This window comes from Variovorax sp. GW821-FHT09D05 (assembly GCF_059416325.1).
In genome coordinates, this window is sequence record NZ_JBWKOZ010000001.1 from 327,880 (window position 1) to 351,337 (window position 23,458).

Sequence of the window (23,458 nt, forward strand, 5' to 3'; positions counted from 1 at the left end):
AGCTATGCTGAATTCCTATGGAGTTGCGCCAGCTTCTGTATTTCGTCACCGTGGTCGATGCCGGGAGCTTCAGCCGCGGCGCGGTGGCGCTCAACCTGGCGCAGCCCAGCTTGAGCAGGCAGATCGCCTTGCTGGAGGCAGATCTCGGGCAACGCTTGCTGGTGAGAACCGGACGCGGCGTGACCACGACGGATGCAGGCGCTGCGCTGCTCGTTCACGCACGCGCGATGCTGGACATCTCCCGCCGTGCCCGCGACGAATTGCAGGAACTGGATGAGAGTCCCGGCGGCCGTATCGTGGTAGGCATGCCGCCGCGGGTGGCCCTGGGCTTGAGCACGCCCCTGATCCAGCAGTTCCGGGAGAGGTTTCCGCGCGCAGTCATCACCATCCTCGAAGGCCTGAGCGTCTCGCTGCGCGAATCCCTGATCGCGGGGCGGCTGGATCTGGCGCTGCTGTTCGATCCCGCCGCTTCGCCCCAGCTGAGCTTTCAGCCCTTGATGCGCGAAAAACTATTGCTGGTCGCACCGCCCAAGAGCAAGCTGCCGGCTCGTGTCGGACTGGCGGCACTCGCGAACTACCCGATGGTGTTGCCCAGCGCGCCAAACGCAATCCGGCACCTGCTCGACTCCGTCCTTGGCCCGCGTCGCATCGAGCTCCAGGTGCTTGCGGAGGTGGGAGCCGTCCACACCGTGCTTGCGCTCGTTGCAACCGGGGTCGGGTGCACGATTCTTCCGGAGAGCGCCCTCGGCGCACCCGGCGGCGAGGCATTGCCGCGGGCGCCGATCGGGCCGCCCAGCATCTGGAATGCATTGGTGCTTGCGACACCGACCGCGCGTCCGGCCACCAGTCTTGTCCGCGGCACGGCAGAAGTTCTTCAGGAGCTGGATTTCCGGCGTCGCGAGACGGATCTGGGAGATATCTATCGCTTGTCGAAATAGGGAATGAAGACATCGTTGGCGGATACGCCTACTTGCTTAACCCAATCCAGCGAAAAACGTTCCCCGAGACGCTTGACGTCTCGACCGAACAAATAGGAAGGTGATTCGATCTTCATGCCGCTTCGCTTCAATTCCTCCAGGGACTGAGCGGCAACCGATGCGCTGTTGGACCATCCGCGAAGTTCTGCCGCTGCGCTCGCGTTCTTCAATGCCTCGCGCAATGGGGCGCCAATGGCGTCCCATGCCTTCTTGTTGGCAAACACAATGTTCTTGGGAAAGAACGCATTGATTTCGTAGAAGTAGTGCATGGACTGCCATGCACGGCTTTCCACTCCAGTCACGGCCGACGTCATCATGCAGTCGATGCGTCCATCAGCGAGTGCCTTGTTGAGTTCGGTAGCTGGAACATCGACGGCTTCGGTGCCCATGAGCGTTGCGATCTTTGCGGTGTTTGCGTTGAATGTGCGCATTCGCATGCCACGCATGTCCCCCAATCCGCCAAGCGGTCGGGTCGAGTACAAGCCTTGCGGTGGCCACGGCACGGCATACAGAACCTCCAGTCCCCGACTTGCGAAGGCTTTCTCGATCAGGGGGCGCTGAATTCGCCAGAGCCGAAGTGCATCGGCATAGCTGTCGGTGATGAATGGAACCGAATCTGCGCCCGCGATCGGAAGGTCGGCGACAAGACTGCTCATGATGACTTCGCCAGCTTCGACTTTTCCGTCCTGCACGGCGGACTGAATGGCGTTCAGCGCATACAGGGAGTTCTTGGGATAGACGTCGATATGAAGCTGCCCCTGCGTCGCGAGCTCAACATCCTTGGCCATTGCGATGAGATTGGCCGTGTGAAAGTTCTCCAGCGGGTATCCCGTTGCAATCCGCCAAACAGTTGCACCGCGTGCGGTGGAGAGAGCCCCCGCGCCGCACGCCAACAGGGTAAAGGTACGACGAGTGACTCGATGGTTCATTTACGGCCTCAGTTGATGCTGCGAAGAAGGGTCACATGCCCAGATACACGCGACGTACTTCGGGGTTGTCGCGCACCTCGGCTGCCTTGCCTGACAGCATCAGTCGGCCTGTCTGCAGCACGTAGGCACGCTCCGCGATCTCCAGGCTTTCAGCCAGGCGCTGCTCGACCAGAAGCACAGTCACGCCAGCCTTGCGAATCGTCAGGACCGCCTCGAAGATTTCGTCGACCAGCTTGGGCATGATTCCTTGTGAGGGTTCATCCAGCATCAGAAGACGCGGCCGCGTCATCAAGGCGCGGCCGATGGCCAGCATCTGCTGCTCGCCACCCGACAGCGTCTCCGCCCGTTGCTTCAGGCGCTCCTTCAAGCGCGGAAACAGCGTGAACACCTGGGCCAGCGGTGCGTCGCGGTCTGCCTTCTTGCGGTGCAGGTAGCTGCCCAGGCGCAGGTTGTCTTCCACCGACAGGCGCGGAAACAGCCGCCGGCTCTCGGGAACGAACGCCAGCCCGCGCGCGGCGATCTGGTGGCCGGGCAGGGCATCGATGGCCTCGCCGGCGAAGCGGACCTGGCCCGACTGCGTCTTGACCAGCCCGGCAATCGACTGGAGCAGGGTCGACTTGCCGGCACCGTTGGCACCGGCGACGACGACGATCTCGCCTTCGTTCACGGACACCGAAATATCGGCGATGGCGACCATGCCGGCATAAGCCGTGGTCAGGCCATTGACTTCAAGCAGCATGGCGTGTTCCAAGGTAGGCGGAGATCACCGCCGGGTCGCGCACGACGTCGGCGGGGCTGCCGCTGGCAAGGACGGTGCCGAGGTTGAGGACGATGGCGCGGTCGACCAGCGGCATCACGATCTGCATCACGTGCTCGACCATGACGACGGTGATGCCCGCGTCGCGCACGCGCCGGATCAGCTCGACGCCCATTTGCGCTTCGCTCGGCGTGAGGCCCGTGAGCACTTCGTCGAGCAGCAGCAGCTTGGGTTCGGTGGCCAGCGCCCGTGCAACCTCCAGGCGGCGCTTCTCGGGTGGCGTGAGTTCGCCGGTGAGGGTGCCGGCCGTGCGCGAGAGGCCGGTGAAGTCGAGCACCTGCAGTGCGGCCAGGCGAGCCGCCTTCGACGAGGCGTGGCGCACGAAGCCGCCGACCATCACGTTCTCCAGCACCGTCATGGAATCGAAGGAGCGCGGGACCTGGTAGGTGCGCGCAATGCCGAGCGCGCAGCGGCGCGTGGCCGGCAGTTCGGTGATGTCGCGGCCGTCGAAGCGGATGCTGCCCGAGGTCGGCAGATAGGCGCCGGCGATCAGGTTGAACAGGGTCGACTTGCCCGCGCCGTTGGGCCCGATCAGCCCGAGGATCTCGCCCCGGTGCACGCGGATGCTCACGTCACGGTTCGCGACGAGGCCGCCGAAGCGGCGCGTGACGTCGATCGTCTCCAGCAGAATGTCGATGCTCATCGTGCAGCCTCCCGGATCCGGGTCTTCTTTGCGAACAGCTTGATCAGCCCTTCGGGCTTGAGCAGCGCAACCGCCATGACGAGGCCGCCGTACAGCATCAGGTCGAGGCCGCCGCCGGAGCCGCCGACGTAGCTGCGCGTGAACTCCGACAGCGGCACGAGGATCGCAGCGCCGAGGATCGGCCCCCACAGCGTGCCGATGCCGCCGAGTACCACGGGCAGCACCATCAGCAGCGAGAACCTGAAGTGCATCACGCTGTCGGGATCGACGTAGGACACGAACGCCGCATAGAAGCCGCCGCCAATCGCGGTGAAGAAGGCCGACAGCGCGGCGGCCGCCATCTTGGACCGGAACACGGTCACGCCGAGGCTTTCGGCAGCTTCGGGGTGGTCCTTCACGGCGCGCCACCAGTAGCCCCATTTCGAGCCTTCGATGAAGAAGGTCAGCAGCCAGGTCACGACGAGCAGCCCGAGCGCGAAGAAGATGTAGGGCGTCTTGTCTCGCGCAAACTGCAGCGTGGCCCAGCTGTCAGGGCCGAAGGGCCATTGGATGCCCGTGGCGCCGCCGAGCCAGTCCCAGTTGTGGACGATCAGCAGGCCCATCTCGGCGATCACCAGGGTCGCGATCGAGAAGTAGTGGCCCTTCAGCCGGAAGGTGCCGTAGCCGAGCGCCAGGGCCAGCAACACCGCCAGCCCGCCACCGGCGAGCATGCCGAACCAAGGCAGCACGCCGTAGCTCACATAGAGCTTGCTGACCGCATACGCACCAACGCCGAAGTACAGCGCGTGGCCGAGCGAGATCTGGCCGCAGTAGCCGCCGAGGATGTTCCAGCTCTGCGCAAGGGCGGCGTACATCAGCGTCAGCACGATCACGTTGCGCAGGTAGGCGTTCTTCACCAGCAGGGGCAGCAGGGCGATGAGTGCGAACACCACCACCGCCTCGATGAGCTGGCGGCGCCGATGCCGGGTGACGCCGCCCAGCAAAGAAGACGACGAAGACGAAGAAGACGGCACAGCCGCAGGGGAAGATGGGATGGACATCAAAGCTTCCCGAACAGCCCCTGCGGGCGAAGAAAGATGACGACCAGGTAGAGCGCGTAGATGCCCATCGATTTCATGGCCGGCGGCAGGATGTTGGCAGTGAGGGCTTCGACCAGCCCGACGACGATGCCCGCGACGAGCGCGCCGAACACGCTGCCGAAGCCGCCGAGCGCGACGGTGATGTAGGCGATGGTCGCAAAGCCGGCTCCCACCTGGGGATGAATGGCATAAGAGGTCGCGAGCACCGCGCCTGCCACGCCGACCAGCGCCGCACCCAGGCCCCAGCCGAGCGCGAACACGCGGTTGCTGTCGATGCCGACCAGCGCGACCGCGCCCTTGTCCTCGCGCGTGGCCTCCAGCGCCCGGCCGAAGTCGGTGCGCGTCATCATCAGGTACAGGCCGCCGAAGGCGACCAGTGAGATGAGGCCACCGAAGATCTGCGACCAGGGCAGGAAGATGCCGCCGAGGTCGAGCGTCTTCGCGCTGAGCCAGGTGTGGTCGACATTGCGGAAGTCCGGCGTGAAGAAGAACTGCGCACCGCCCTGGATCAGCGTCGCCAGGCCGAAGGTGGAGAAGATCTGGACCATGCCCGTGTTGACCTTGGAGCGCATCGCATGCCGCACCACGCCCGCATAGACGCTCGCGCCGACAATGAACATGACGGCCGCCACCAGCGGCAGCGAGAGCACCGGATCGAGATGTGCGAACACCGCGAAGCCGAACGTCGCGTACATGGCGAGCATGAGGAACTCGCCATGGGCGAAGTTCACCACGTCCATCAGCCCGAAGATGAGCGAGAGGCCGGCGGCGATGAGGGCGTAGATCAGCCCCATCAGCAAGCCGGTGGCCAGGATCTGCGGTAGGGCGGAGGCGGTCATGGGTTCATCGGCCAGACCGGCGTCGCGGTTGCGACTTCGAACGGAAACACCGTCGAGAACTTGCCTGCCTTGAACTGGATCAGCACGGGGCTGGCAAATGTGTTCTGGCCCGTGGCGTCGAACTTCACGCGCTTCCACGGCATGATGGTTTTCTCGCCGGGAATGTCGGTGGCAACCAGTGCCTCGCGGATTTTCTTCGGCTCGACCGATCTGGCGCGGTCTATGGCCTCCGCCAGCACCATCATCGCGGTGAACACCCGCGAGGTCTGGTCGTTGAGGTCGCGTCCGGCGCGCGCCTTGAACATGTCGTTCACGGCCTTGGCCGACGGCCGCTTGTCGCCCATGTCAGCGGAGAAGCTGGCGCGCGAGATCATGCCCTGGAGCTTGTCGCCCACCGATTCGAGCGTGGGCTTCTCGATATAGCCGGCCGCTTGCGTCACGAGGTTCTTCGGCTTGTAGCCGATCGACGCCATCGCATTGGTCAGCAGGATCGCATCGCTGGTGTAGCTGGAGGGCAGCAGGACGTCGGGGTTGGCCGTCTTGATCTGCTGTGCCTCGGCGCTCAGCGAGGGCGAGTTGGCGCGGTACTTGATGTCGCAGGCGATCTTGTAGCCCCGCTCGTTGGCCAGCTTGCGCTGCACGGCGGACGAGTCCGTGCCGAAGATGGTGTCTTCGTAGAAGATGCCGACGCTGCCGATCGGCTTGCCCTTGCCCTTCATCGCGTCCATGAAGTCGAACATGGCCTCGCTGAACATCTCGTCATGCGCGGAGGTGCGAAAGAAGTACTTCAGGCCGCGCCGGCTCAGGCTCGGGGAAGACGAGTCGGCGCAGAGATAGGGCACCTCGTAGCGTTCGCAAGTGGCGCTCACCGTGGCGGAGACGGCCGAGTGGAATGCACCCACGATGGTGCAGACGTTCTCCTGCGTGATCAGGCGTTCAGCCTCGGAGCGGCCCTTTTGCGGGTCGCCCTGGTGGTCGGCGTAGACCACCCGCACCTTTGCGTTCCCCAGGCCTGCAAGGCCGGCATTCCGGGCACCCGGCAGGTCGAGCGTGCTGGCGGTGTTGATGATTTCAAGTGCGGTGTCGATCGCGTGCTTGCTGTCCACGCCGACCTGCGCGCTGGACCCCGTCAACGGGTAGATCACACCGATGACGACCTCGCCTTTCTGGGCCAGGGCCTGGGTGAAGGCGCCGTTCAATGCCACGGTGCCGGCAATGCCAATGAGGGCTTGTCTGCGTTTCATGAATGAATCTCCGGTACTGCAGGGGTGAATCGGGGAGGAAGCGTGAAGGCGATGAAAAGTCAGAACACCGCGAGGTGGCTGTTGCGGACGTCCGAGACCAGCATCTGCCCAGGCTTGTGGGTGATTGCAAGTTTCGGGCGCGCTGTGCGAATTGCGCGTTGCGGTGTCACGCCGCAGGCCCAGAACACCGGCACTTCGCCGGGCCGGATCTCGGAGCGCTCGCCGTAGTCGGGCTGCTCGATGTCCCGGATGCCGATGGCCGCCGGGTCGCCGAAATGCACCGGCGCGCCGTGCACGCCAGGAAAACGCGATGTGATCTGGATCGCCCGGATGGCCTGCTGCGGCGTCATCGGCCGCATGCTCACGACCATCGTGCCGCCGAAGCGGCCGCTCGGGATGTTGGCGATGCTGGTGTCGTACATCGGCACCGTGGTGGCCTGCTCGATGTGGCGTATCGGCAGTCCGGCCTCCAGCAAGGCTTCTTCGAAGGACATCGAGCATCCGATGACGAAGCCGACCATGTCGTCGGTCCACAGTTCGCGCAGGTCGAGCGCTTCGCCGGCCGGCTCGCCGTCGCGGAACACGCAGTAGGCCGGTGCATCGGTGCGCAGGTCTACCTCGCCGAGTTCGGGCACGCGCCAGTCGCCGGGCTCGCTGACGCCGATCACCGGGCAGGCCTTCGGATTGAGGCGGCAAAAGCGCAGGAACTCTTCGGAGAATTCGCGCGGCAGGATCGCCAGGTTGCCCTGTGTATAGCCGGGGCTGTGGCCTGCGGTCGGGCCCCTGAAGCGGCCTTCCCGAATCTCGCGGCGCAGATCGTCAGGATTCATCCAGATCGTGGAGTTCATCGGGTTCTCGAAGGAAGTGAGCAAGGAATTTGCTTACTGTAGAAATCGCAGTGCACCGCGTCCATCGAGGAATTTGCGCGGGCACTGTTCAGAGAAATTGAACAGCGCACGCCCCACACCGGGGAATGAGGCTGCAACGTAGTGCGCTCGCGCACTGGATCAGGAGCAAGTGAACACCAAATTCATCGAGACCTTCGTGATGCTGGCCCGCATCTGCAGCGTGCGCCGCGTGGCGGAGCACCTCAATGCCACGCCCGGGACCATCTCGATGCGTGTGCGCAGTCTCGAGGAGGAACTGGGCGTCACGCTGTTCGACTACGACCACAAGACCATGCGCATCACGCCGGATGGCGCGCGCCTGCTGCGCCATGCCGAAGGTGTGCTGGAGGCAACGCGCGCCATCCAGGCTGCTGCGGCAAGCGGCAGCGCGATCGGCGGCCGCATCCGCGTCGGCGTGCTCGAGACGGCCGTGCATACCTGGTTGCCCGACTTCATGAAAGCGATGCGGACCCAACTGCCGCAGGTCGAAGTCGATCTCACGGTCGACCTCACCGTGGATCTGGCCGACCAGTTGATGCGGGGCACCCTGGACTTCATCCTGCGGGTGAGCAACGAGGTCGGCAGCAGTTATTCGGTCATGGAAGACCTGATGTCGTTGCCGATCCACTGGGTCGCCAGGCGCGGGCTCATCCCCAAGCGCGACGCACTGCGCAAGACACTCTCGCACCAGTTGCTGACGCAGGTGCGCGGTACGACACCGCACATCGCCGCGGTCAATCTCGCGCAGCAGCTCGCGGCGCGCCAGGGCATGGCGCAGGGCGATCTGCGCATCTCCGGTTCACCGTCGCTGGCGGCATTGGTGTCGCTGGTGCGGGAAGGCGTCGGTGTCGGCATCATCCCCGGCTTGCTGGTCAGGGAACACATCGAACGCGGCGAGCTCGTGGTGCTGCCGTTGCCCGCGCCACCCTCACTCGGCGTGGCGCTCTCGCACCAGTCCAATGCGACGCCCATCGTGCTGCGCACCGCCGACATCGCGCGACAGGCGTGCAAGGCGTATTGCAGGCGTTGCGGCACCCAGTGGGTGCAGCACCTCGGCTGACTGGCATACCAAACTTGAAAATACCTTCAACCAACATGCAAGATGCGATGCCGACGATTCCTCCCGGTCGGGCCAGCGGCTCAGCGCACCGTCTCACGGGCTGGCAAATCGAACCGGTGGGCGATCGATGCCTCCTGGTGCGTCTGGGCGATCAGGTCGGTGCAGAGACCAGTCGCACCGTGCAGAACGTCGCTGCATATCTGTCATCGGCAAACCTGCCTGGCGTGTTCGATGTGGTGCCCGCATTCACGACCGTGGCCTTGCACTATCAACCGCTCGCATTCGCGCGACGCCAGGGGGCGGCGTCCCTTCAGTTGGCACGGCGCATCGAGCGGCTGCTGGGCCGTGACATTCCCACGCTGCCAGTGAACGACCAGGTGATCGACATCCCCGCCTGCTATGGCGGCGAATACGGCCCCGACCTGGAGGATGTGGCCCGGCGCTGCGGCCTGACGGCCGAGGAAGTCGTCGGTCTGCATTCCGCGGCGCCGATGTCGCTCTACGTCTATTTCTTCTCTCCGGGCAACCCGTTCTTCGGTCCGGTCGATCCCCGGCTGAAGGTCCCGCGCCGCGCGACGCCGCGCCTGCTGGTGGAGGCAGGGTCGGTCGCCATCGCCAACGGCATCACGTCCATCTACCAGACGGCGCTGCCCGGCGGCTGGAACGTGATCGCCCGTACCCCGTGGAGCATGTTCGATGTGACGAAGACCCCGCCAACGCGGATGCAGCCCGGCGCCCGGGTGCGCTTCCATCCGATCTCGCCTTCGCAATTCGCGCAGATGCAGGAGCCCAGGTCATGACCAGGAGCTCGTTCGCGCACATGCAGGTTCTGCAGCCGGGCATGTTCTCGGTGGTGCAGGACCTGGGGCGCCTGGGCCATCAGCATCATGGCGTTCCGGTGACCGGTGCCATGGACGAGTGGTCGCACCGGACTGCCAACATGCTGGTCGGCAATGCCGACGATGCGGCCGTGCTCGAATGCACGCTGACCGGCCCCGCCGTTCAATTCACCCGGGACACGCTGCTGGCCGTCTGCGGCGCGCAGGTCCGCATCACCGCAGGGGACCGGCCCGTTCCCATGGGTTGTGCCGTGCTGTTGCGCCGCGGCGTGACGCTGGCTTTCGGCGAGCGCAGCAGCGGCGCCCGGATGTACCTGGCGGTGCGCGGCGGCTTCGCGACGACGCCCGTGCTCGGCAGTCGCAGCACGTATCTGCCCGGAAACTTCGGTGGTCACGAGGGGCGGGCGTTACGCAAGAGCGACCGGGTGCCCCTCGCTGCGTCGGACCCGGATGCGCCCACGCTGGCGCTCGAGCGCATCTTGGTGCAGAGCGGCTTGCCGTTCGTGGCGGCAGCGCGCATCGGCACCGAACTGCCGGACGGATCGCCCGAAGGCGTTCGCTTCATACCGGGGCCGCAGTGGAACGCCTTCTCTGCCGAGGCGAGAGAGCGTTTTGTCAGCCAGCCCTTCGCGATCTCGTCGCGCTCCAACCGCATGGGCTACCGGCTCGAAGGCCCCGGCCTGCAGCTCACGCAGCCGCTGGAGATGATTTCGGAGGCCACGAGTTTCGGCACGGTGCAAGTGCCACCCGACGGTCAGCCGATCGTGCTGATGGCCGACCGTCAAAGCGCGGGCGGCTATCCCAAGATCGCCTATGTCGCGAGCGCCGACCTCCCGCGCCTGGCCCAGGCGCTTCCGGGCGCGTCCATCCGCTTCACTCCGGTGGCCCAGCATGCGGCCGAGCAGGCATGGCTCGATCTCGAAGACCGGCTGGCGCTGGTGCGGGAGATGGCCGCGCACGCGCTCGCCTGAGCCCGCATCGAGCCGCACGCGCCCACTCACAAGGTACAAGGAAACACTGCCATGCCATCGATCGACATCAACTGCGACATGGGCGAGAGCTTCGGCCCCTGGGTCATGGGGCAAGACCTCGAGATCCTCCCGCACGTGACCTCCGCGAACATCGCCTGCGGCTTTCATGCGAGCGACCCCGACACCATGATGAAGACCGTGCGTGCGGCCATTGCCAGCGGCGTGGCGCTGGGCGCCCATCCCGGCCTGCCGGACCGCCAGGGCTTCGGGCGACGCGCGATGGACATGTCGCCGGCCGAGGTCTATGCGCTGGTGATCTACCAGGTCGGCGCGCTGCAGGGCTTTGCACGGTCCCAGGGCGCATCGCTGCACCACGTGAAGACCCATGGCGCTCTCTACAACATGACCGTGCGGCAGCCGGCGCTCGCCGAAGCGGTGGCGCAGGCGGTGTTCGATTTCGATCCGACGCTGCAGCTCTTCGTGGCGAACAGGAATATGGCCCAGGCCGCGCGCGACAAGGGCCTGGCGGTGTGCTCCGAGGTCTTCGCAGACCGCAGCTACCAGGACGACGGCACGTTGACGCCGCGCTCGCAGCCGGGCGCCATGATCGAGGACGTCGAGCAGGCCATCGCACAGGTGCGGCGCATGGTGCTCGAGGGTGTCGTTCGCTCCGTGAACGGCGTGGACGTGCCGGTGACCGCCGACACCCTTTGCCTTCACGGCGACCAGCCCGGCGCCGTCGTGTTTGCCCGGCGAATCCGCGAGGCGTTGCTGGCCGACGGCATTGCCATCGCGCGGACCTGAGCGTTTTCCACTGCACACCCTTGCTGCGATCGGCGCGGCCTGCCTGGTCCCGCCTGGAGGTTCAGGCACCGGCTCGCGGACAGCAGGCGCAAACGCCACTCTGCTGGAGTCGCCGATAGCTCGAACCGTCGCTCTGCGCCGCAGCATGCCTCAACTTTTCGCCGCTTCGCTGCCCACCCAGTGAAGCGGGCACGCTCAGCACGCGGCCGGACTCCGACCCGCATGCGGGGCAGGGCGCTGGCCGATCGAACAGGGCCATCGGCCGCCGTTCGACGAATGGTCCGCAGCGTGGGCAGGCGTAGTCGTAGGTGGGCATGGAGCTACCAGCCGCCCGATTCACCACGCGCCACATAGCGGCCGCTGCCGGTCTTGCCGAGCCATCGATCGCCGTCGACGATGAGTTTGCCGCGCAACAGCACTTTCTTAACCTGCCCAGTCACGCCCCGGCCTTCGAACAGCGTGAAATCGCAGTTGCCGTGCTGTGTCTTCGCCGAGATGACGTGCGGCGCATCGGGGTCGAAGATCACCAGGTCGGCATCGCTGCCGACGGCGATCGTGCCCTTTTGCGGAAACAGTCCGAACAGCTTCGAGGGCGCCGTGGACACCAGCTCGACGAAGCGGTTGAGCGAGATGCGGCCGGCGCGCACGCCGCCGTCGTAGAGCGTCGCCATGCGTGTTTCCACGCCGGGTACGCCGTTGGGGATCTTCGAGAAATCATTGCGGCCGTACGGCTTCTGGTTCACGCGCCCCAGGTGCCCTTCCTTCATGCAGAAGGGGCAATGGTCGGTCGAAACCAGCTGCAGGTCGTCGGTGCGCAGTGCGGTCCACAAGGCCTGCTGCGACTCCTTGGAGCGAAGCGGCGGACTCATCACGTAGCGCGCCAGATCGAAGTCTTCGCTGTCGTAGGCGCTGTCGTCGAAGAACAGGTAGTGCGGACAGGTTTCGGCAAACACCGGCACCCCCATGTCCCGGGCCTCGACCACATGCTTGAGCGCCTCCCTGGCCGAGAGATGGACGAAGTACACGGGTGCGTCGGCGAGCTCGGCGAGCTTGATGCCGCGGTGCGTGGCTTCGCCTTCCATGATCGCCGGCCGTGTGAGCGCGTGGTACTTGGGTGCGGTGTGCCCCTGCGCGAGCGCCTCCTTGATGAGGAGTTCGATGATGGTCCCGTTCTCGGCGTGCAGGGCGATCATGCCGCCGTGCTGCCCGACCATGCGCATGGCCTGGAAGATGGCCGCGTCGTCGACCATCACCGAACCCGGGTAGGCCATGAACATCTTGAAGCTCGAAACCCCCTCATGCCGGATCGCGTGCTGCATGTCGGCCAGCGCCTGGTCGTCCACGCCGGTCACGATGACATGGAAGCCGTAGTCGATGCAGGCCCCGTCGGCGCCCTTCACCCGGGCCCGCTCGATGGCCTCGAGCACGCTCACGCCCTTGCGCTGGAAGGCGAAGTCCACGATCGTCGTGGTGCCCCCGAAAGCGGCCGAACGCGTGCCCGACTCGAAGCTGTCGCAGGTGGTCGAGTCGCCGAAGGTGTTGTCCATGTGGGTGTGGCAATCCACCCCGCCGGGCAGCACCAGCATGCCGGCGGCGTCGATGACCTCGACGTCGGCTCCGACATCGAGTGCGCGGCCAATGGCGACGATGCAGCCATCGTCGATCAGCAGGTCGGCGGTGTAGTCGTCCACGGCCGTGACGATGCGGCCGTTGCGGATGATCTTGCGGGTCATGGGCGGGGCTCTCCTTGGTCGGCTCGGTTCAGGCGTGCACGCCGGCCTCGGCCAGCGCACGTTCCAGTGCCGCGACTTCATCGCGCGGCAGCGGTCCTATCGGGGGGCGCATGGCGTCGCTCGGAAAGCGGCCCAGCAGCTTGAGGCAGGTCTTCAGGCGCGCCGTGGCATATCCGCCGGGCGCGGTGCCGTAGATCGCCTTGGCGAGCGGGTAGATGCGGTCGTTGAGATTGCGGGCCTGCGCGAGGTCACCACGCTTGATCGCAAGGTCGAGGTCGATCACCAGTTCGGGAACGACCGCGGCCAGGCTCACCAGGCTGCCTTCGCTGCCGATCGCGAAACAGGTCAGCAGATGCTCGTCACCCGAGGCCATCATCGCGACGTGCGGCGCCACCCGCTTCACCAAGCGGCGGTTGGCCTCATAGGCCGCCGCCTCCCAGCTTCCTTCCTTGATACCGACCACATGCGGCATCTGGGCGAGCTCTGCCAGCACCTCGGGACGATAGGCGAGGGTGCCTGCGTTGACGCCGGCCTGGTAGAGCATCAGGGGCATCTGCGCGTTGGCATTGGCAATCCGGTGGTGCGTTACCGCCATGCGCGAGTCCTGCGAGAGTGCCCACGAGAACGGCGGGAAGACCAGCGCGGCATCGGCCCGGGCCGCCTTGGCGTCGTCGACATGGCGCTGGGCCTCGAAGCTGTCTTCGGCATTGATGCCGCACACCAGCAGCGATCGTTCGCCGCAAACCTCGAATGCGATCTCGGTCACCCGGCGCTTTTCCTCGCGCGAGAGCGAGAAGTTCTCGCCGGCATGGCCGTTGATCAGCAGGCCCTTCATGCCCGGCACAAAGGCGTTGGCCTCGAGATGGCGCGCCAGCGTTGCTTCGTCGATGCGGCCGTCGTCGAGCAGCGGGCACAGGGTGGCGGCATAGATGCCGTGGAAAGCGTCGGGTTGTTGGGGAATCATGGAGCGGGTTATCAAGTGCCGGGCATCGGCATGCCCAACAGGCGGGCGGGATCGAAAAGAGGCAGTTCGGGCTGCTGCCCGAGGATGTGCTGGGCCATGATCCGGCCCATGAACGGGCCGCTGGTGTAGCCCGAGTGGGCGCTGCCGACCACGTAGGCCCGCGGCACGCCGGGCACGTCGCCGATGATCGGCATGGCGTCGGCAGTCTCGGCCTCAAGGCCGAGCCAGATGCGCGCGATGCGGGCCTCGGCCAGGGCGGGAAGGGCATAGGCCGCCAGGCGCATGTTGCCCACGAGATTCTGCGGACGGGCCTCGACGCCACCGCGCTCGCGGTCGCCTTCGCCCTGCCAGCCGCCGCCGATCAGCACGGTGCCGTTGGCGAACTGCTTGAGAGACAACAACCCGTTGGCGACGCTGAGCACGGTGCGCATCACCGGTCGCATGCGCTCGGTGATGATGAGCTGGTTGATCAGCACCTTGATCGGGATCTGCACGCCGAGCCAGGCGAGCATGTTCTCGATCCACACCCCGCCTGCGAGGACCACGCGCGTCGCCTGCAAGGGCGGCCGGCTCGCCGCGCCGCCAAAGCGGATCACGTGGCCCGCGTCCCCGGAGTCGACGCCCTCGACGGGCGCGTTCTCGAGCACGTCGACGCCGGCAGCCGTGAGCGCATGGCGGAAGGCGCGGCCCGTGAGATAGGCGCTCGCGAAGCCATCGATGTCGCAATAGCCCGCCTTCAGCAGGCCGGGGTGCACGCCGGGCTCGATCTCCCTCGCGCGCGCCGGCGAAATGACTTCGATCGGCGCGCCGTATTCGCGGCGCGCCTTGGCGCGCAGTTCGACCAGTTCGCACTCGGCCTCGGTAAAGGCCAGCGTGAGGCCCGGCACATGGGTTGCGAGCACGCCCATGCCCAGCCATTTCTCGGCGTCCATCCACATTTGCCAGGCGCGCATCGCATAGGGCACCAGCGCGGCGCGTGTCATGTGCAGCGTCAGCGTGCCGGCGTTGACGCCGGATGCCTCGCGGCACAGGGGCCCGCGATCGACCAGTGCGACCCGCATGCCGCCTTGCGCGAGATGCAGCGCGGTCGAGCAGCCCATGACACCGCCACCGATCACGACCGCGTCGTATGCGGCCGAGGAGCGCACCTTGCCGCTCACAGCGGCGCCGCCTTCGGGATCGGGATGTCGGCATAGGTGTAGTTGCCGGCCACCTCGGCGAGCGAGACCGGACGCAGCGGGGCCCGGCCCGTGAAGCACCCCACGGCTTCGCGGCTGCCCGCGTGAGCAGCGAGCAGGGCGCCCGCAATGTCCCCGCAGGTACGGCCCTGGCAGGGGCCCATGCCGCAGCGTGTCCAGGCCTTGAGCTGGTTCATGTCGCGGGCGCCGTCGCGCGCGGCGGCATCGATCTCGGCTCGGGTCACGTCTTCGCAGCGGCAAACCACCGTGTCGGGCGCAATGCTCGCGACGGCGCCTTCGCGCAGTGCCATCAGACCCGCCATCGCGCGCCCGAAGCGGGCGGGCTTGTGCCATTGCGCGAGCAGTCGATCGCGTTCGCGCGAGTGGGCCTCGGCCGTCAATCGGCCCAGATCGTGGGCGCAGGCCACGGCAGCAAGCTCGCCGTGGGCGCCGGCTGCGGCGGCACCGGCAATGCCAGCCCCGTCGCCCGCGACGTACAGACCGGAGACGGAGGTGCGGCCCTGCGCATCGGTCTCGGCAATCCAGCCGCCACGCGCCGCTTCGTAGCGGTGGCGCGCACGCAGCAGCCTGGTGACGTCGGTGCCCGGCACAAGGCCGTGCCCTACCGCAACAGCGTCCGCCTCGAAAGCCACAGGCGCGGCATGCGCAACGGGCGCACCGGTCATGTCGACCTGCCGCGCGTGAACGAGGAATCCGTCGCCGAGCGCTTCGACTGACGCGATGCCGTGGCGATAGAGCAGTGGCACACGCGCGTTGCGCAGGAGCGCCTTCCATTGCACGCCTTGCCACAGCAGATCGGGCCGGCCTGCCAGCGAAGGCAAGGTCTGCAGCCAATCGGCCCGGCTGGACAGGTCCAGCACGGCAGCGACCTCGCCGCCGGCCTTGAGGATGCCGCTCGCCACAGCCAGCAGCAGGGGGCCGCTGCCTGCCACCACCGTGCGGCGCCCGGGCAGCATGTTCTGCGACTTGAGGAGGATCGTGGCGGCGGCCAGCCCGATGACGCCGGGCAGGGTCCAGCCGGCGAAGGGAACGACCCGCTCGGTTGTGCCCGTTGCCACGAGCAATGCGCGCGGCTGCCAGCTTGTCACGCCCTTGGGGCCGATCAGGTCGGTGCGAAGGCTGCTGCCCACGTTCCACACCTTGTGACCGAACAGGCATCGGACGCCGGATCGGCTCAGTTCGGCACGCAGGGCGTCGCCCTGTACGGCTTCGGCCGAGGGCCGAATGCCCGCCGCCCGCGTGAAGCCCGGGGGCAGGGGACGCCACACCTGTCCTCCCGCGTCGGAGTTCTCATCGACCAGCAGGACGTCGAGGCCGCAGGCCTGCGCGCGTAGCGCGGCGCGTGCGCCGGCCGGTCCGGCGCCGATCACCAGCAGATCGATGGGGGAAGGGGGCGCTTCAGCCAAGACGCTGCTCCCGGTAGTCGAGCGATTCGATCTCCAGGCCCGCCGCCGCCGGCACCTGGCAGGCCGGCAGCTTGCGCCCGCCGACCCATACGAGGCATTCCTGGCAGGAGCCCATGAGGCAGAACATTCCGCGCGGTGCGTTGTCGCGCGGACTGCGCCGGAGTTCGCGCTGTCCTGCGGCAAACAGCGCCGCCGCGACGCTCTCGCCCTCGAACGCGTCGACCGTACAGCCGTCGGCCATGAAACGCACCGCAGGTCCGCGCTGCACCGCCTGGTCGGCGCGCAGCGATGGCATCGCAGAAGTTGAGCTTTTCGTCATGAGAGGAAGTGACGGAATGAACGGGTAAACGCGAACTGGAAGCCTGGACTGGACCGCTCGAAGTTTATTGTATACATTCAATATATATATCTTATATTTTTTGAAGACAAAATGCGATCTGGCATTCGTCTTGCATCCGTTTTTCCCGACATCCGGGCCGCTTCGGCGACTGGTTCAACCTTCACCCTCTAGGAGTTTTTCTCGATGAAGCAGATAAGGAACACCATCCGCCGCACCCTCCTGGTTGCCGGATCGCTCGCGCTGGGTTCGGCGCTGATGGGCCTGCCGGCCACGGGCTCGGCACGCACGCTCGATGAAATCGTGGCCAGCAAGAAGCTCGTGATCGGCGTCAATCCGACCTTGCCTCCGCTGGGCATCTTCAATGACAAGAATGAAATCGACGGCTTCGATGTGGACATCGCGCGCAAGCTCGGCGAACTGCTGGGCGTCAAGACCGAGATCGTGCAGGTCGGCTCGCCCGACCGCATTCCCTTCGTGAGCAGCGGCAAGATCGATGCGGTGCTCGGCGCCATGACGATCACGGCCGAGCGCCAGAAGGTGATCGACTTCACCGTGCCGCTGCACACCGAGGTGCTGGGCGTGCTGACCACCAAGGCCAAACCCTACAAGGACTGGATGGAGCTCAACGACCCGGCAGTGAGACTGGTCGAGGTGCGCGGCGCCACGCCCGTGAAGCTGGTACAGGAAAAGCTGCCCAAGGCGCAACTGCTGCTGCTCGACAACTACCCCGATGCGGTGCGCGCCATTGCCCAGGGCCGGGCCGATGCAATGATTGACGTGATGGACTTCATGACCGAGCACACGGCCAAGCACAAGGTCGACTGGCGCATCGTGGACGCACCGATCGAGGTCTACTTCTGCGGCATCGGCGTGCAGAAGGGCAATGACGCCTTGCGCGAGAAACTCAGCGCGGCCGTCAAGGAAATGCACAAGAGCGGCTACGTGGACGAACGCTGGAAGAAGTGGTTCGGCGGCCCGATGCTGCACGATCCGCGCACCGCACCGACCTATAAATAAGGCCGCGAGGGGAGGGCATGCAATTCGACTACACACCGGTGCTGGAGCGCCTGCCCTATCTGATCGGCGGCGCCTGGCTGAGCCTGCAGATCGCGTTCCTCGCGTTTGCCCTCGGAATGCTGCTCGGCCTTGGCGGTGCCTCGGTGCGCGCCTACGGCCCGCGCTGGGCGCGTCGCATCGTCGGCGCCTACGTGGTGTTCTTCACCAATACGCCGCAGCTGGTTCAGATCTTCTTCATCTTCTTCGCGCTGCCCGATGCCGGCATCCTGCTGTCGCCGTACCAGGCCGTGCTGATCGGCATGACGCTCAATGCCGGTGCCTACCTCACAGAGATCCAGCGCGCGGGCTTCGAATCGGTGCGCCTGCCTGAACTGGAGGCCGCCGAGACGCTGGGCTTCTCGCGCATCCAGACCATCCGCTACGTGATCCTGCCGCACATCGTGCGCGTGCTGTTTCCGCCGCTGTCCAACCAGTACATCCTGATGACCCTCGGCACGTCGATGGCGGCCGTATTTGGTGTCGAGGAACTCACCGGAAGGGCCTACAACATCAACTCCGAGACCTTCCGTTCGATCGAGGTGTTCTCGGTTGCCGCGGTGCTCTACATCGTGATCACGCTGATCGCCACGCTGTCGCTCGCTTTCGTCGGAAAGCGATTCTTCCGCGCCAAGATGAGGTGGTTCTGATGCTCGACCAGATCCTCCAGGAGCTGCCTCGTTTCTTCAGCTACTACAACCTGCTCTTCTTCGCGAAGGCGCTGGGCGTGACCTTTGCCTTGTCGGCCATCGGCTGCGTCGTCGGGTTCTCGCTGGGCTTTCTGCTCGCGGCCGTGAGGCTGGACACCCGGCCGGCAGGCCGGCCCCTGCGCGTTGCTTCGACGGTCTTCGTCGAGCTGTTCAGGCGCATCCCCTTCCTCGTTACCCTGATGCTGGTGTTCTTCATCTTCCAGGGGCTCAACGCCGACCTCGCCATGTTCACCGTGGCGTTGATCAGCGTCTGCTTGATCGCCACCGCATTCATCGCCGAGATCGTGCGAAGCGGGCTCGAATCGGTGCACCGCAACCAGTGGGACGCTGCGGCGGCGATGAACTTCAGCTACCTGCAGACGCTGCGCCTCGTGATCGTCCCGCAGGCCTGGAAGATCATTCTTCCGCCGGTCTTCGGCTTCTTCGTCCTGTTCATCAAGGACACCGCGCTGGCCTCGCAGATCGGTGTCGTCGAACTGGCCTTTGCCGGCAAGACGATGAACAACAAGGGCTTCTCGGCCACGCTTGTCTACGGCACGGTGCTGGCCCTTTATTTCATGCTGTCCTATCCGCTTGCCCGGTTCGGAAAACACCTGGAGAAAAAGCTTGCCCCAACTCGAAATCGTTGACCTGAAGGCCAACTACGGCTCACACACCGTACTCGAGCGCATCAACCTGTCGGTCGACAAGGGCGAGATCGTCAGCCTCATCGGCCCGTCGGGCTCGGGCAAGAGCACCTTGCTGCGCGTGCTGATGGGCCTGCTGCCGCCGATCGAGGGCCAGGTGCGCATCGACGGCCAGGCGCTCGACTACAACGACCGCGAGCAGCTGCGCCGCCTGCGTTCGCAGATGGCCATCGTGTTCCAGCAGTACAACCTGTTCCAGAACATGACGGTGCTCGACAACGTGACCGTCGCACCGATCAAGGTCAAGGGAAGGCCGCGCAAGCAGGTCGAGGACTATGCGATCCAGCTGCTCGAGAAGGTGGGCATGGGCGCCAAGCTGAAGGCGTACCCCGACCAGCTGTCGGGCGGCCAGCAGCAGCGCGTGGCAATCGCGCGGGCACTGGCGCTGCAGCCGGGCATCCTGCTGCTCGACGAAGTCACGGCCGCCCTCGACCCCGAACTCGTCAACGAAGTGCTGGACACGGTGCGTCTCCTGGCGGCCGAGGGCATGACGATGTTCATCGTCTCGCACGAGATGGGCTTCGTGCGCGAGGTATCGAGCAAGGTCGTTTTCATGGCCGACGGGCATGTGGTCGAGATCGGCGCGCCGCGGCAGATCTTCGACGAACCCCGCGAGGCACGCACCCGCGAGTTCGTCGGCAAGATACTGCGGCACTGATCGGCTCGTGCGCCGCTGCCGGCCCGGCCTACTGCGGGAGTTCGGTCACCAGCCCGTTGCTGAGCCTTGAGAGCGTATAGCGCGCAAGGTTGCGCAGGTGGGCGACGACCGCCTGTTCGGCTGCCTTCTCGTTGCCTGCGATGTAGGCGTCCAGGATCGCCAGGTGCTCGGCCCTGTCGTCCTCGATGCGATTGAAAGGGTCGACCACCTCGAAGAGGCGGCACAGCACGCGCAGATGAGCGATGGTCTCGGCCAGCATCGCGTTGCCGGATGCACGCGCGAACATGCCGTGGATCTCGTCATCGGCGTGCCAGTGGCTCGAGCCCTGCTGGCTCGAATCCAGGGACAGGATGTCGTCGCGCAGGCGCTGCACCAGGTCTGCGGGCACATGCCCTATGGAGAGCGACACGGCCTGCGACTCGAGCCGTTCGCGCACCTGCAGGCACTGGAAGTAGTGCGACGCCGTGATGCGTCGCACCGCATAGGAGCGCGCGTTGGCCCGCACAAGCAAGCCTTCGCCCTCGAGTCGAAGCAAGGCTTCGCGCAGAGGCGTGCGCGACATCTGGAGCCGTTCGGCCAGGCGCCCCTCCACCAGCACCTCGCCGCCGGTCAGCTCGCGCTGCAGAATGAGCCGCCGCACGACGGCGTAGGCCCGGTCGGTCAGGTTCGTCGAGGCTTCGCCGGAAGCGTCCGGAGCGGTCTTCGCGCGCTTCACGGGTGCCTGCGCGGGCTTGCGAGCGCGCGAGACCTTGCCGGGCGAAGCCGTCTTTCCGGGCTTCGCATGCGGCGTTGGCTTGATCGCGGCTTTGGGTTTCATATGATTTGTCTACAAACTGTGTGCAATCGAAGAATGCCACAGCATACGATGTCCCATCGGCTGGTCCGGCAATGTCGCATGGTGATGACCAGATCGCGGCGGTCCTGAACATTGGGCAGGTGTTGGCGACGAACTACCTTGGTGAGTACTGGCGGAGACGGGGGCGGCGCAGTTGTCGCAGCCAGCGCGTTGCGGTTCGATTTCTGAACGGGGGAGGGGCTCGCTGAAGTCGAGCATCCAAAGATTCAGGCGAGCACGTAGTCGGGGTACTGCCGGCAGATCTCGTTCACCGCACTGAGCGTGCCTGACAGATGCTTGCGAAGCGCGGCCTGGGCGGCGGCCGGGTCTTGTGCCTCGATGGCGCGCACGATGGCGCGGTGGTCGCGCAGGATCGCCTCGGTCTTGCCGGCGGTAGGCAGGTGCAGGCGACGCAGCCGGTCGACGTGCCCGGATACGCGGCCCACAAGATCCCACAGGCCGAGGACGTTGCCGGCTTCGTACATCAGGCGATGGAACGCGCGATCGGCGTCGACGAAGTCGCCGTAGCGCTGCCCCGCCGACAGCGCTGCCTGCTGGGCGATGATGGCTTTCAGCTGCGCGACCAGCCCGGCTGACTCCTGCTGTGCCAGCTGGTGCACCAGTTCCAGCTCGATGGAGCGGCGCAGGAAATGCGCTTCGCGCGCCGCCGCGATGTCGATGCGGCTGACCAGCGTCGCATGCTGCGGAAACACGTCCACCAGTGCTTCTTCGCTCAGGCGCAGCAGCGCTTCGCGCACCGGTGTCTGGCTCACGCCAAAACGGTCGGCCAGCTCCTGCCGCACCAGCACGGTACCGGGCGCCAGTTCCAGCGAGAGGATGGCCTCGCGCAGTTTTTCCAGCACCTGGGGCGCGGCCAGGCGGGTACGGTCAAGTCGGATCTTGGAAGGGGCGCTCATCGCTGCCGATTGTGTCATTGACCCGACTGATATATTAGTGTTTTAATTTCCGAATTGCGATCGGCGAGGCGGCACTCATGGTGCAGCGCGCCCTGGAGACAACCCTGATGAAACGCCCCTACGAATCCCTTCGCAGCGCCCGCTGGTTCGCGCCCGACGACTTCCGCTCCTTCGGCCACCGCTCGCGCGTGCTGCAGATGGGCTACAGCTATGCGGACTGGATGGGCAAGCCGGTCATCGCCATCGTCAACACCTGGAGCGACGCCAACCAGTGCCACGCGCACTTCAAGCAACGCGTGGAAGACGTCAAGCGCGGCGTGCTGCAGGCGGGCGGATTCCCGCTCGAGCTTCCGGCCATTTCCCTTTCGGAAAGCATGGTCAAGCCCACCACCATGCTCTACCGCAACTTCCTCGCGATGGAAACGGAAGAGCTGCTGCGCAGCCACCCGATAGACGGTGCGGTGCTGATGGGAGGCTGCGACAAGACCACGCCCGGCCTCGTGATGGGCGCACTCAGCATGGACATTCCCTTCATCTACCTGCCGGCCGGCCCCATGCTGCGCGGCAACTGGAAGGGCAAGGTGCTGGGCTCCGGTTCCGATGCCTTCAAGTACTGGGACGAGCGCCGCGCCGGCCGGCTGGGCGAGCAGGCCTGGGCAGAGATGGAGGCCGGCATCGCCCGCAGCCACGGCACCTGCATGACCATGGGCACGGCCGCCACCATGATGGGCATTGCCGAAGCGGTGGGCCTGAGCTTGCCGGGCGCCTCCAGCATTCCCGCAGCGGACGCCAACCACATCCGCATGAGCGCCGACTGCGGCCGCCGCATTGTCGAGATGGTGTGGGAAGACCTCACGCCCGCGAAGATGCTCACGCGCGCCAACTTCGAGAACGGCATCGCCTGCGCGATGGCCATGGGCTGCAGCACCAATGCTGTCGTGCACCTGATCGCGATGTCACGCCGCGCCGGCCATGCGGTGAGCCTGGACGACTTCGATGCCTTCAGCCGCCGCGTGCCCGTCATCGCCAACATCCGGCCCAGCGGCGACACCTACCTGATGGAAGACTTCTTCTATGCCGGCGGCCTGCCTGCGATGCTGGAGCGCATCCGCGGCCACCTGCGGACCGACGCGCGCACCGTCAATGGCCGCACGCTCGGCGAGAACATCGAAGGCGCCGAGGTCTACGACGACGACGTCATCCGGCCGCTCGCCAACCCCATCTATGCCGAAGGCGCGCTGGCCGTCTTGCGCGGCAACCTGGCCCCCGACGGCGTGGTGATCAAGCCCAGCGCCTGCGCGCCGCACCTGCTGCAGCACAGCGGCCGTGCGCTGGTGTTCGACGACTACCCCGCGCTCAAGAAGGCGGTGGAAGACCCTGACCTGGACGTGACGGGCGACGACATCCTCGTGCTGCGCAACGCCGGCCCGCGCGGCGCCGGCATGCCGGAGTGGGGCATGTTGCCGATTCCGACCAAGCTCCTGAAGCAGGGCGTGAAAGACATGCTGCGCCTGTCCGATGCGCGCATGAGCGGTACCAGCTACGGCGGCTGCCTGCTGCACTGTTCGCCCGAGGCGGCCATCGGCGGGCCGCTCGCACTGGTGCAGACAGGTGACCGCATCACCGTGGACGTGCCCGCACGGCGCATCCACCTCGACATCAGTGACGAGGAACTCGCCCTGCGCAAGGCCCGGTGGACGCCGCTGCCGCCGCGCTACGAGCGCGGCTACGGATGGATGTTCGGCCGCCACATCAAGCAGGCCAACGAAGGCTGCGACTTCGACTTCCTGGAGACCAGCTTCGGCAAGCCTGTGCCAGAGCCCGACATCTTCTGATTCGCCTTTCAACGCCAATTCATTTCCCATTTC

25 protein-coding genes are annotated in these 23,458 nt (G+C 66.0%); 10 read left to right on the top strand and 15 right to left on the bottom strand.

From position 1 onward, the window contains the following. Positions 1-17: 17 nt before the first annotated feature. Complete coding sequence (locus tag AC07O3_RS01530; RefSeq protein WP_495338404.1) at positions 18-938, top strand: LysR substrate-binding domain-containing protein; 921 nt, start codon at positions 18-20, stop codon at positions 936-938. Here AC07O3_RS01530 and AC07O3_RS01535 read toward each other — a convergent pair. From AC07O3_RS01535 to AC07O3_RS01565, 7 genes are read right to left on the bottom strand one after another with little or no spacing between them, the layout of a single operon-like run. Beyond that, positions 920-1,906, bottom strand: a complete 987-nt coding sequence (locus AC07O3_RS01535) for a TRAP transporter substrate-binding protein (protein WP_093176737.1) — start codon at positions 1,904-1,906, stop codon at positions 920-922. The two genes, AC07O3_RS01530 and AC07O3_RS01535, sit on opposite strands and share 19 nt — an antisense overlap. 31 nt (positions 1,907-1,937) lie before the next feature. After that, positions 1,938-2,645, bottom strand: coding sequence for an ABC transporter ATP-binding protein (locus tag AC07O3_RS01540; RefSeq protein WP_093051974.1), 708 nt, complete (start codon positions 2,643-2,645; stop codon positions 1,938-1,940). Then, entirely contained in the window at positions 2,635-3,366 is a 732-nt protein-coding gene (locus AC07O3_RS01545; protein ID WP_093078184.1) for an ABC transporter ATP-binding protein, read from the bottom strand. Before AC07O3_RS01545 ends, AC07O3_RS01540 begins: the two co-directional genes overlap by 11 nt. Beyond that, positions 3,363-4,406 carry a branched-chain amino acid ABC transporter permease gene (locus tag AC07O3_RS01550; protein WP_495338405.1) on the bottom strand — a complete coding sequence of 348 codons (1,044 nt, stop codon included), beginning with the start codon at positions 4,404-4,406 and terminating at the stop codon, positions 3,363-3,365. The genes AC07O3_RS01545 and AC07O3_RS01550 overlap by 4 nt, the downstream gene beginning before the upstream one ends. Next, positions 4,406-5,284, bottom strand: coding sequence for a branched-chain amino acid ABC transporter permease (locus tag AC07O3_RS01555; RefSeq protein ID WP_093051966.1), 879 nt, complete (start codon positions 5,282-5,284; stop codon positions 4,406-4,408). The genes AC07O3_RS01550 and AC07O3_RS01555 overlap by 1 nt, the downstream gene beginning before the upstream one ends. Continuing rightward, a complete protein-coding gene (locus AC07O3_RS01560) occupies positions 5,281-6,528 on the bottom strand; it encodes an ABC transporter substrate-binding protein (protein WP_093051963.1) in 1,248 nt (415 codons plus the stop codon). Before AC07O3_RS01560 ends, AC07O3_RS01555 begins: the two co-directional genes overlap by 4 nt. A 59-nt stretch (positions 6,529-6,587) precedes the next feature. Continuing rightward, the gene (locus AC07O3_RS01565) at positions 6,588-7,376 is read right to left on the bottom strand and encodes a putative hydro-lyase (RefSeq protein ID WP_495338406.1); all 789 of its coding nucleotides are present in this window, start codon (positions 7,374-7,376) and stop codon (positions 6,588-6,590) included. A 169-nt stretch (positions 7,377-7,545) separates the two neighbouring features. On the opposite strand from AC07O3_RS01565, the gene AC07O3_RS01570 reads away from it, so the two are divergent. From AC07O3_RS01570 to AC07O3_RS01585, 4 genes are read left to right on the top strand one after another with little or no spacing between them, the layout of a single operon-like run. Continuing rightward, complete coding sequence (locus tag AC07O3_RS01570; RefSeq protein ID WP_093051958.1) at positions 7,546-8,475, top strand: LysR family transcriptional regulator; 930 nt, start codon at positions 7,546-7,548, stop codon at positions 8,473-8,475. Positions 8,476-8,510: 35 nt separating this feature from the next. Beyond that, positions 8,511-9,275, top strand: coding sequence for a 5-oxoprolinase subunit PxpB (gene pxpB, locus AC07O3_RS01575; protein WP_495338407.1), 765 nt, complete (start codon positions 8,511-8,513; stop codon positions 9,273-9,275). Then, on the top strand, positions 9,272-10,285 hold the full coding sequence (locus AC07O3_RS01580) for a 5-oxoprolinase subunit C family protein (RefSeq protein ID WP_495338408.1): 1,014 nt from the start codon (positions 9,272-9,274) through the stop codon (positions 10,283-10,285). The genes pxpB and AC07O3_RS01580 overlap by 4 nt, the downstream gene beginning before the upstream one ends. 51 nt (positions 10,286-10,336) lie before the next feature. Then, on the top strand, positions 10,337-11,089 hold the full coding sequence (locus AC07O3_RS01585) for a LamB/YcsF family protein (RefSeq protein WP_495338409.1): 753 nt from the start codon (positions 10,337-10,339) through the stop codon (positions 11,087-11,089). Positions 11,090-11,150: 61 nt separating this feature from the next. On the opposite strand, the gene AC07O3_RS01590 is transcribed toward AC07O3_RS01585, so the two are convergent. From AC07O3_RS01590 to AC07O3_RS01615, 6 genes are read right to left on the bottom strand one after another with little or no spacing between them, the layout of a single operon-like run. Beyond that, entirely contained in the window at positions 11,151-11,441 is a 291-nt protein-coding gene (locus AC07O3_RS01590; RefSeq protein ID WP_495338410.1) for an FmdB family zinc ribbon protein, read from the bottom strand. Further along, positions 11,410-12,822 (bottom strand): dihydropyrimidinase, encoded by a 1,413-nt coding sequence (gene hydA / locus AC07O3_RS01595; RefSeq protein ID WP_495338411.1) that lies wholly within the window; start codon positions 12,820-12,822, stop codon positions 11,410-11,412. Before hydA ends, AC07O3_RS01590 begins: the two co-directional genes overlap by 32 nt. 28 nt (positions 12,823-12,850) lie before the next feature. Next, positions 12,851-13,786 (bottom strand): dihydrodipicolinate synthase family protein, encoded by a 936-nt coding sequence (locus AC07O3_RS01600; protein WP_093051945.1) that lies wholly within the window; start codon positions 13,784-13,786, stop codon positions 12,851-12,853. An 11-nt stretch (positions 13,787-13,797) separates the two neighbouring features. Then, complete coding sequence (locus AC07O3_RS01605; protein WP_495338412.1) at positions 13,798-14,946, bottom strand: NAD(P)/FAD-dependent oxidoreductase; 1,149 nt, start codon at positions 14,944-14,946, stop codon at positions 13,798-13,800. Continuing rightward, complete coding sequence (locus tag AC07O3_RS01610) at positions 14,943-16,391, bottom strand: FAD-dependent oxidoreductase (RefSeq protein WP_495338413.1); 1,449 nt, start codon at positions 16,389-16,391, stop codon at positions 14,943-14,945. Before AC07O3_RS01610 ends, AC07O3_RS01605 begins: the two co-directional genes overlap by 4 nt. Continuing rightward, on the bottom strand, positions 16,384-16,686 hold the full coding sequence (locus AC07O3_RS01615) for a (2Fe-2S)-binding protein (RefSeq protein WP_177192816.1): 303 nt from the start codon (positions 16,684-16,686) through the stop codon (positions 16,384-16,386). The genes AC07O3_RS01610 and AC07O3_RS01615 overlap by 8 nt, the downstream gene beginning before the upstream one ends. A 228-nt stretch (positions 16,687-16,914) precedes the next feature. Between AC07O3_RS01615 and AC07O3_RS01620 the strand changes: the two genes are divergently transcribed. Genes AC07O3_RS01620 through AC07O3_RS01635 form a run of 4 tightly spaced genes read left to right on the top strand, consistent with a single transcriptional unit; the run spans position 16,915 to position 19,838 of the window. Then, on the top strand, positions 16,915-17,748 hold the full coding sequence (locus AC07O3_RS01620; protein WP_093176751.1) for a transporter substrate-binding domain-containing protein: 834 nt from the start codon (positions 16,915-16,917) through the stop codon (positions 17,746-17,748). Between the two features lie 17 nt (positions 17,749-17,765). Continuing rightward, complete coding sequence (locus AC07O3_RS01625) at positions 17,766-18,434, top strand: amino acid ABC transporter permease (RefSeq protein WP_093078203.1); 669 nt, start codon at positions 17,766-17,768, stop codon at positions 18,432-18,434. Then, entirely contained in the window at positions 18,434-19,123 is a 690-nt protein-coding gene (locus tag AC07O3_RS01630) for an amino acid ABC transporter permease (protein ID WP_093078204.1), read from the top strand. Before AC07O3_RS01625 ends, AC07O3_RS01630 begins: the two co-directional genes overlap by 1 nt. After that, complete coding sequence (locus tag AC07O3_RS01635) at positions 19,101-19,838, top strand: amino acid ABC transporter ATP-binding protein (protein WP_309148836.1); 738 nt, start codon at positions 19,101-19,103, stop codon at positions 19,836-19,838. Before AC07O3_RS01630 ends, AC07O3_RS01635 begins: the two co-directional genes overlap by 23 nt. 28 nt (positions 19,839-19,866) lie before the next feature. Here AC07O3_RS01635 and AC07O3_RS01640 read toward each other — a convergent pair whose 3' ends face one another. Together AC07O3_RS01640 and AC07O3_RS01645 are read right to left on the bottom strand one after the other, a co-directional pair. After that, positions 19,867-20,655 carry a GntR family transcriptional regulator gene (locus AC07O3_RS01640; protein WP_495338414.1) on the bottom strand — a complete coding sequence of 263 codons (789 nt, stop codon included), beginning with the start codon at positions 20,653-20,655 and terminating at the stop codon, positions 19,867-19,869. A 245-nt stretch (positions 20,656-20,900) separates the two neighbouring features. Further along, positions 20,901-21,590, bottom strand: coding sequence for a GntR family transcriptional regulator (locus AC07O3_RS01645; protein WP_495338415.1), 690 nt, complete (start codon positions 21,588-21,590; stop codon positions 20,901-20,903). A gap of 107 nt (positions 21,591-21,697) precedes the next feature. Between AC07O3_RS01645 and araD the strand changes: the two genes are divergently transcribed. Beyond that, the gene (araD, locus tag AC07O3_RS01650) at positions 21,698-23,425 is read left to right on the top strand and encodes an L-arabinonate dehydratase (protein WP_495338416.1); all 1,728 of its coding nucleotides are present in this window, start codon (positions 21,698-21,700) and stop codon (positions 23,423-23,425) included. Positions 23,426-23,458: the final 33 nt, after the last annotated feature.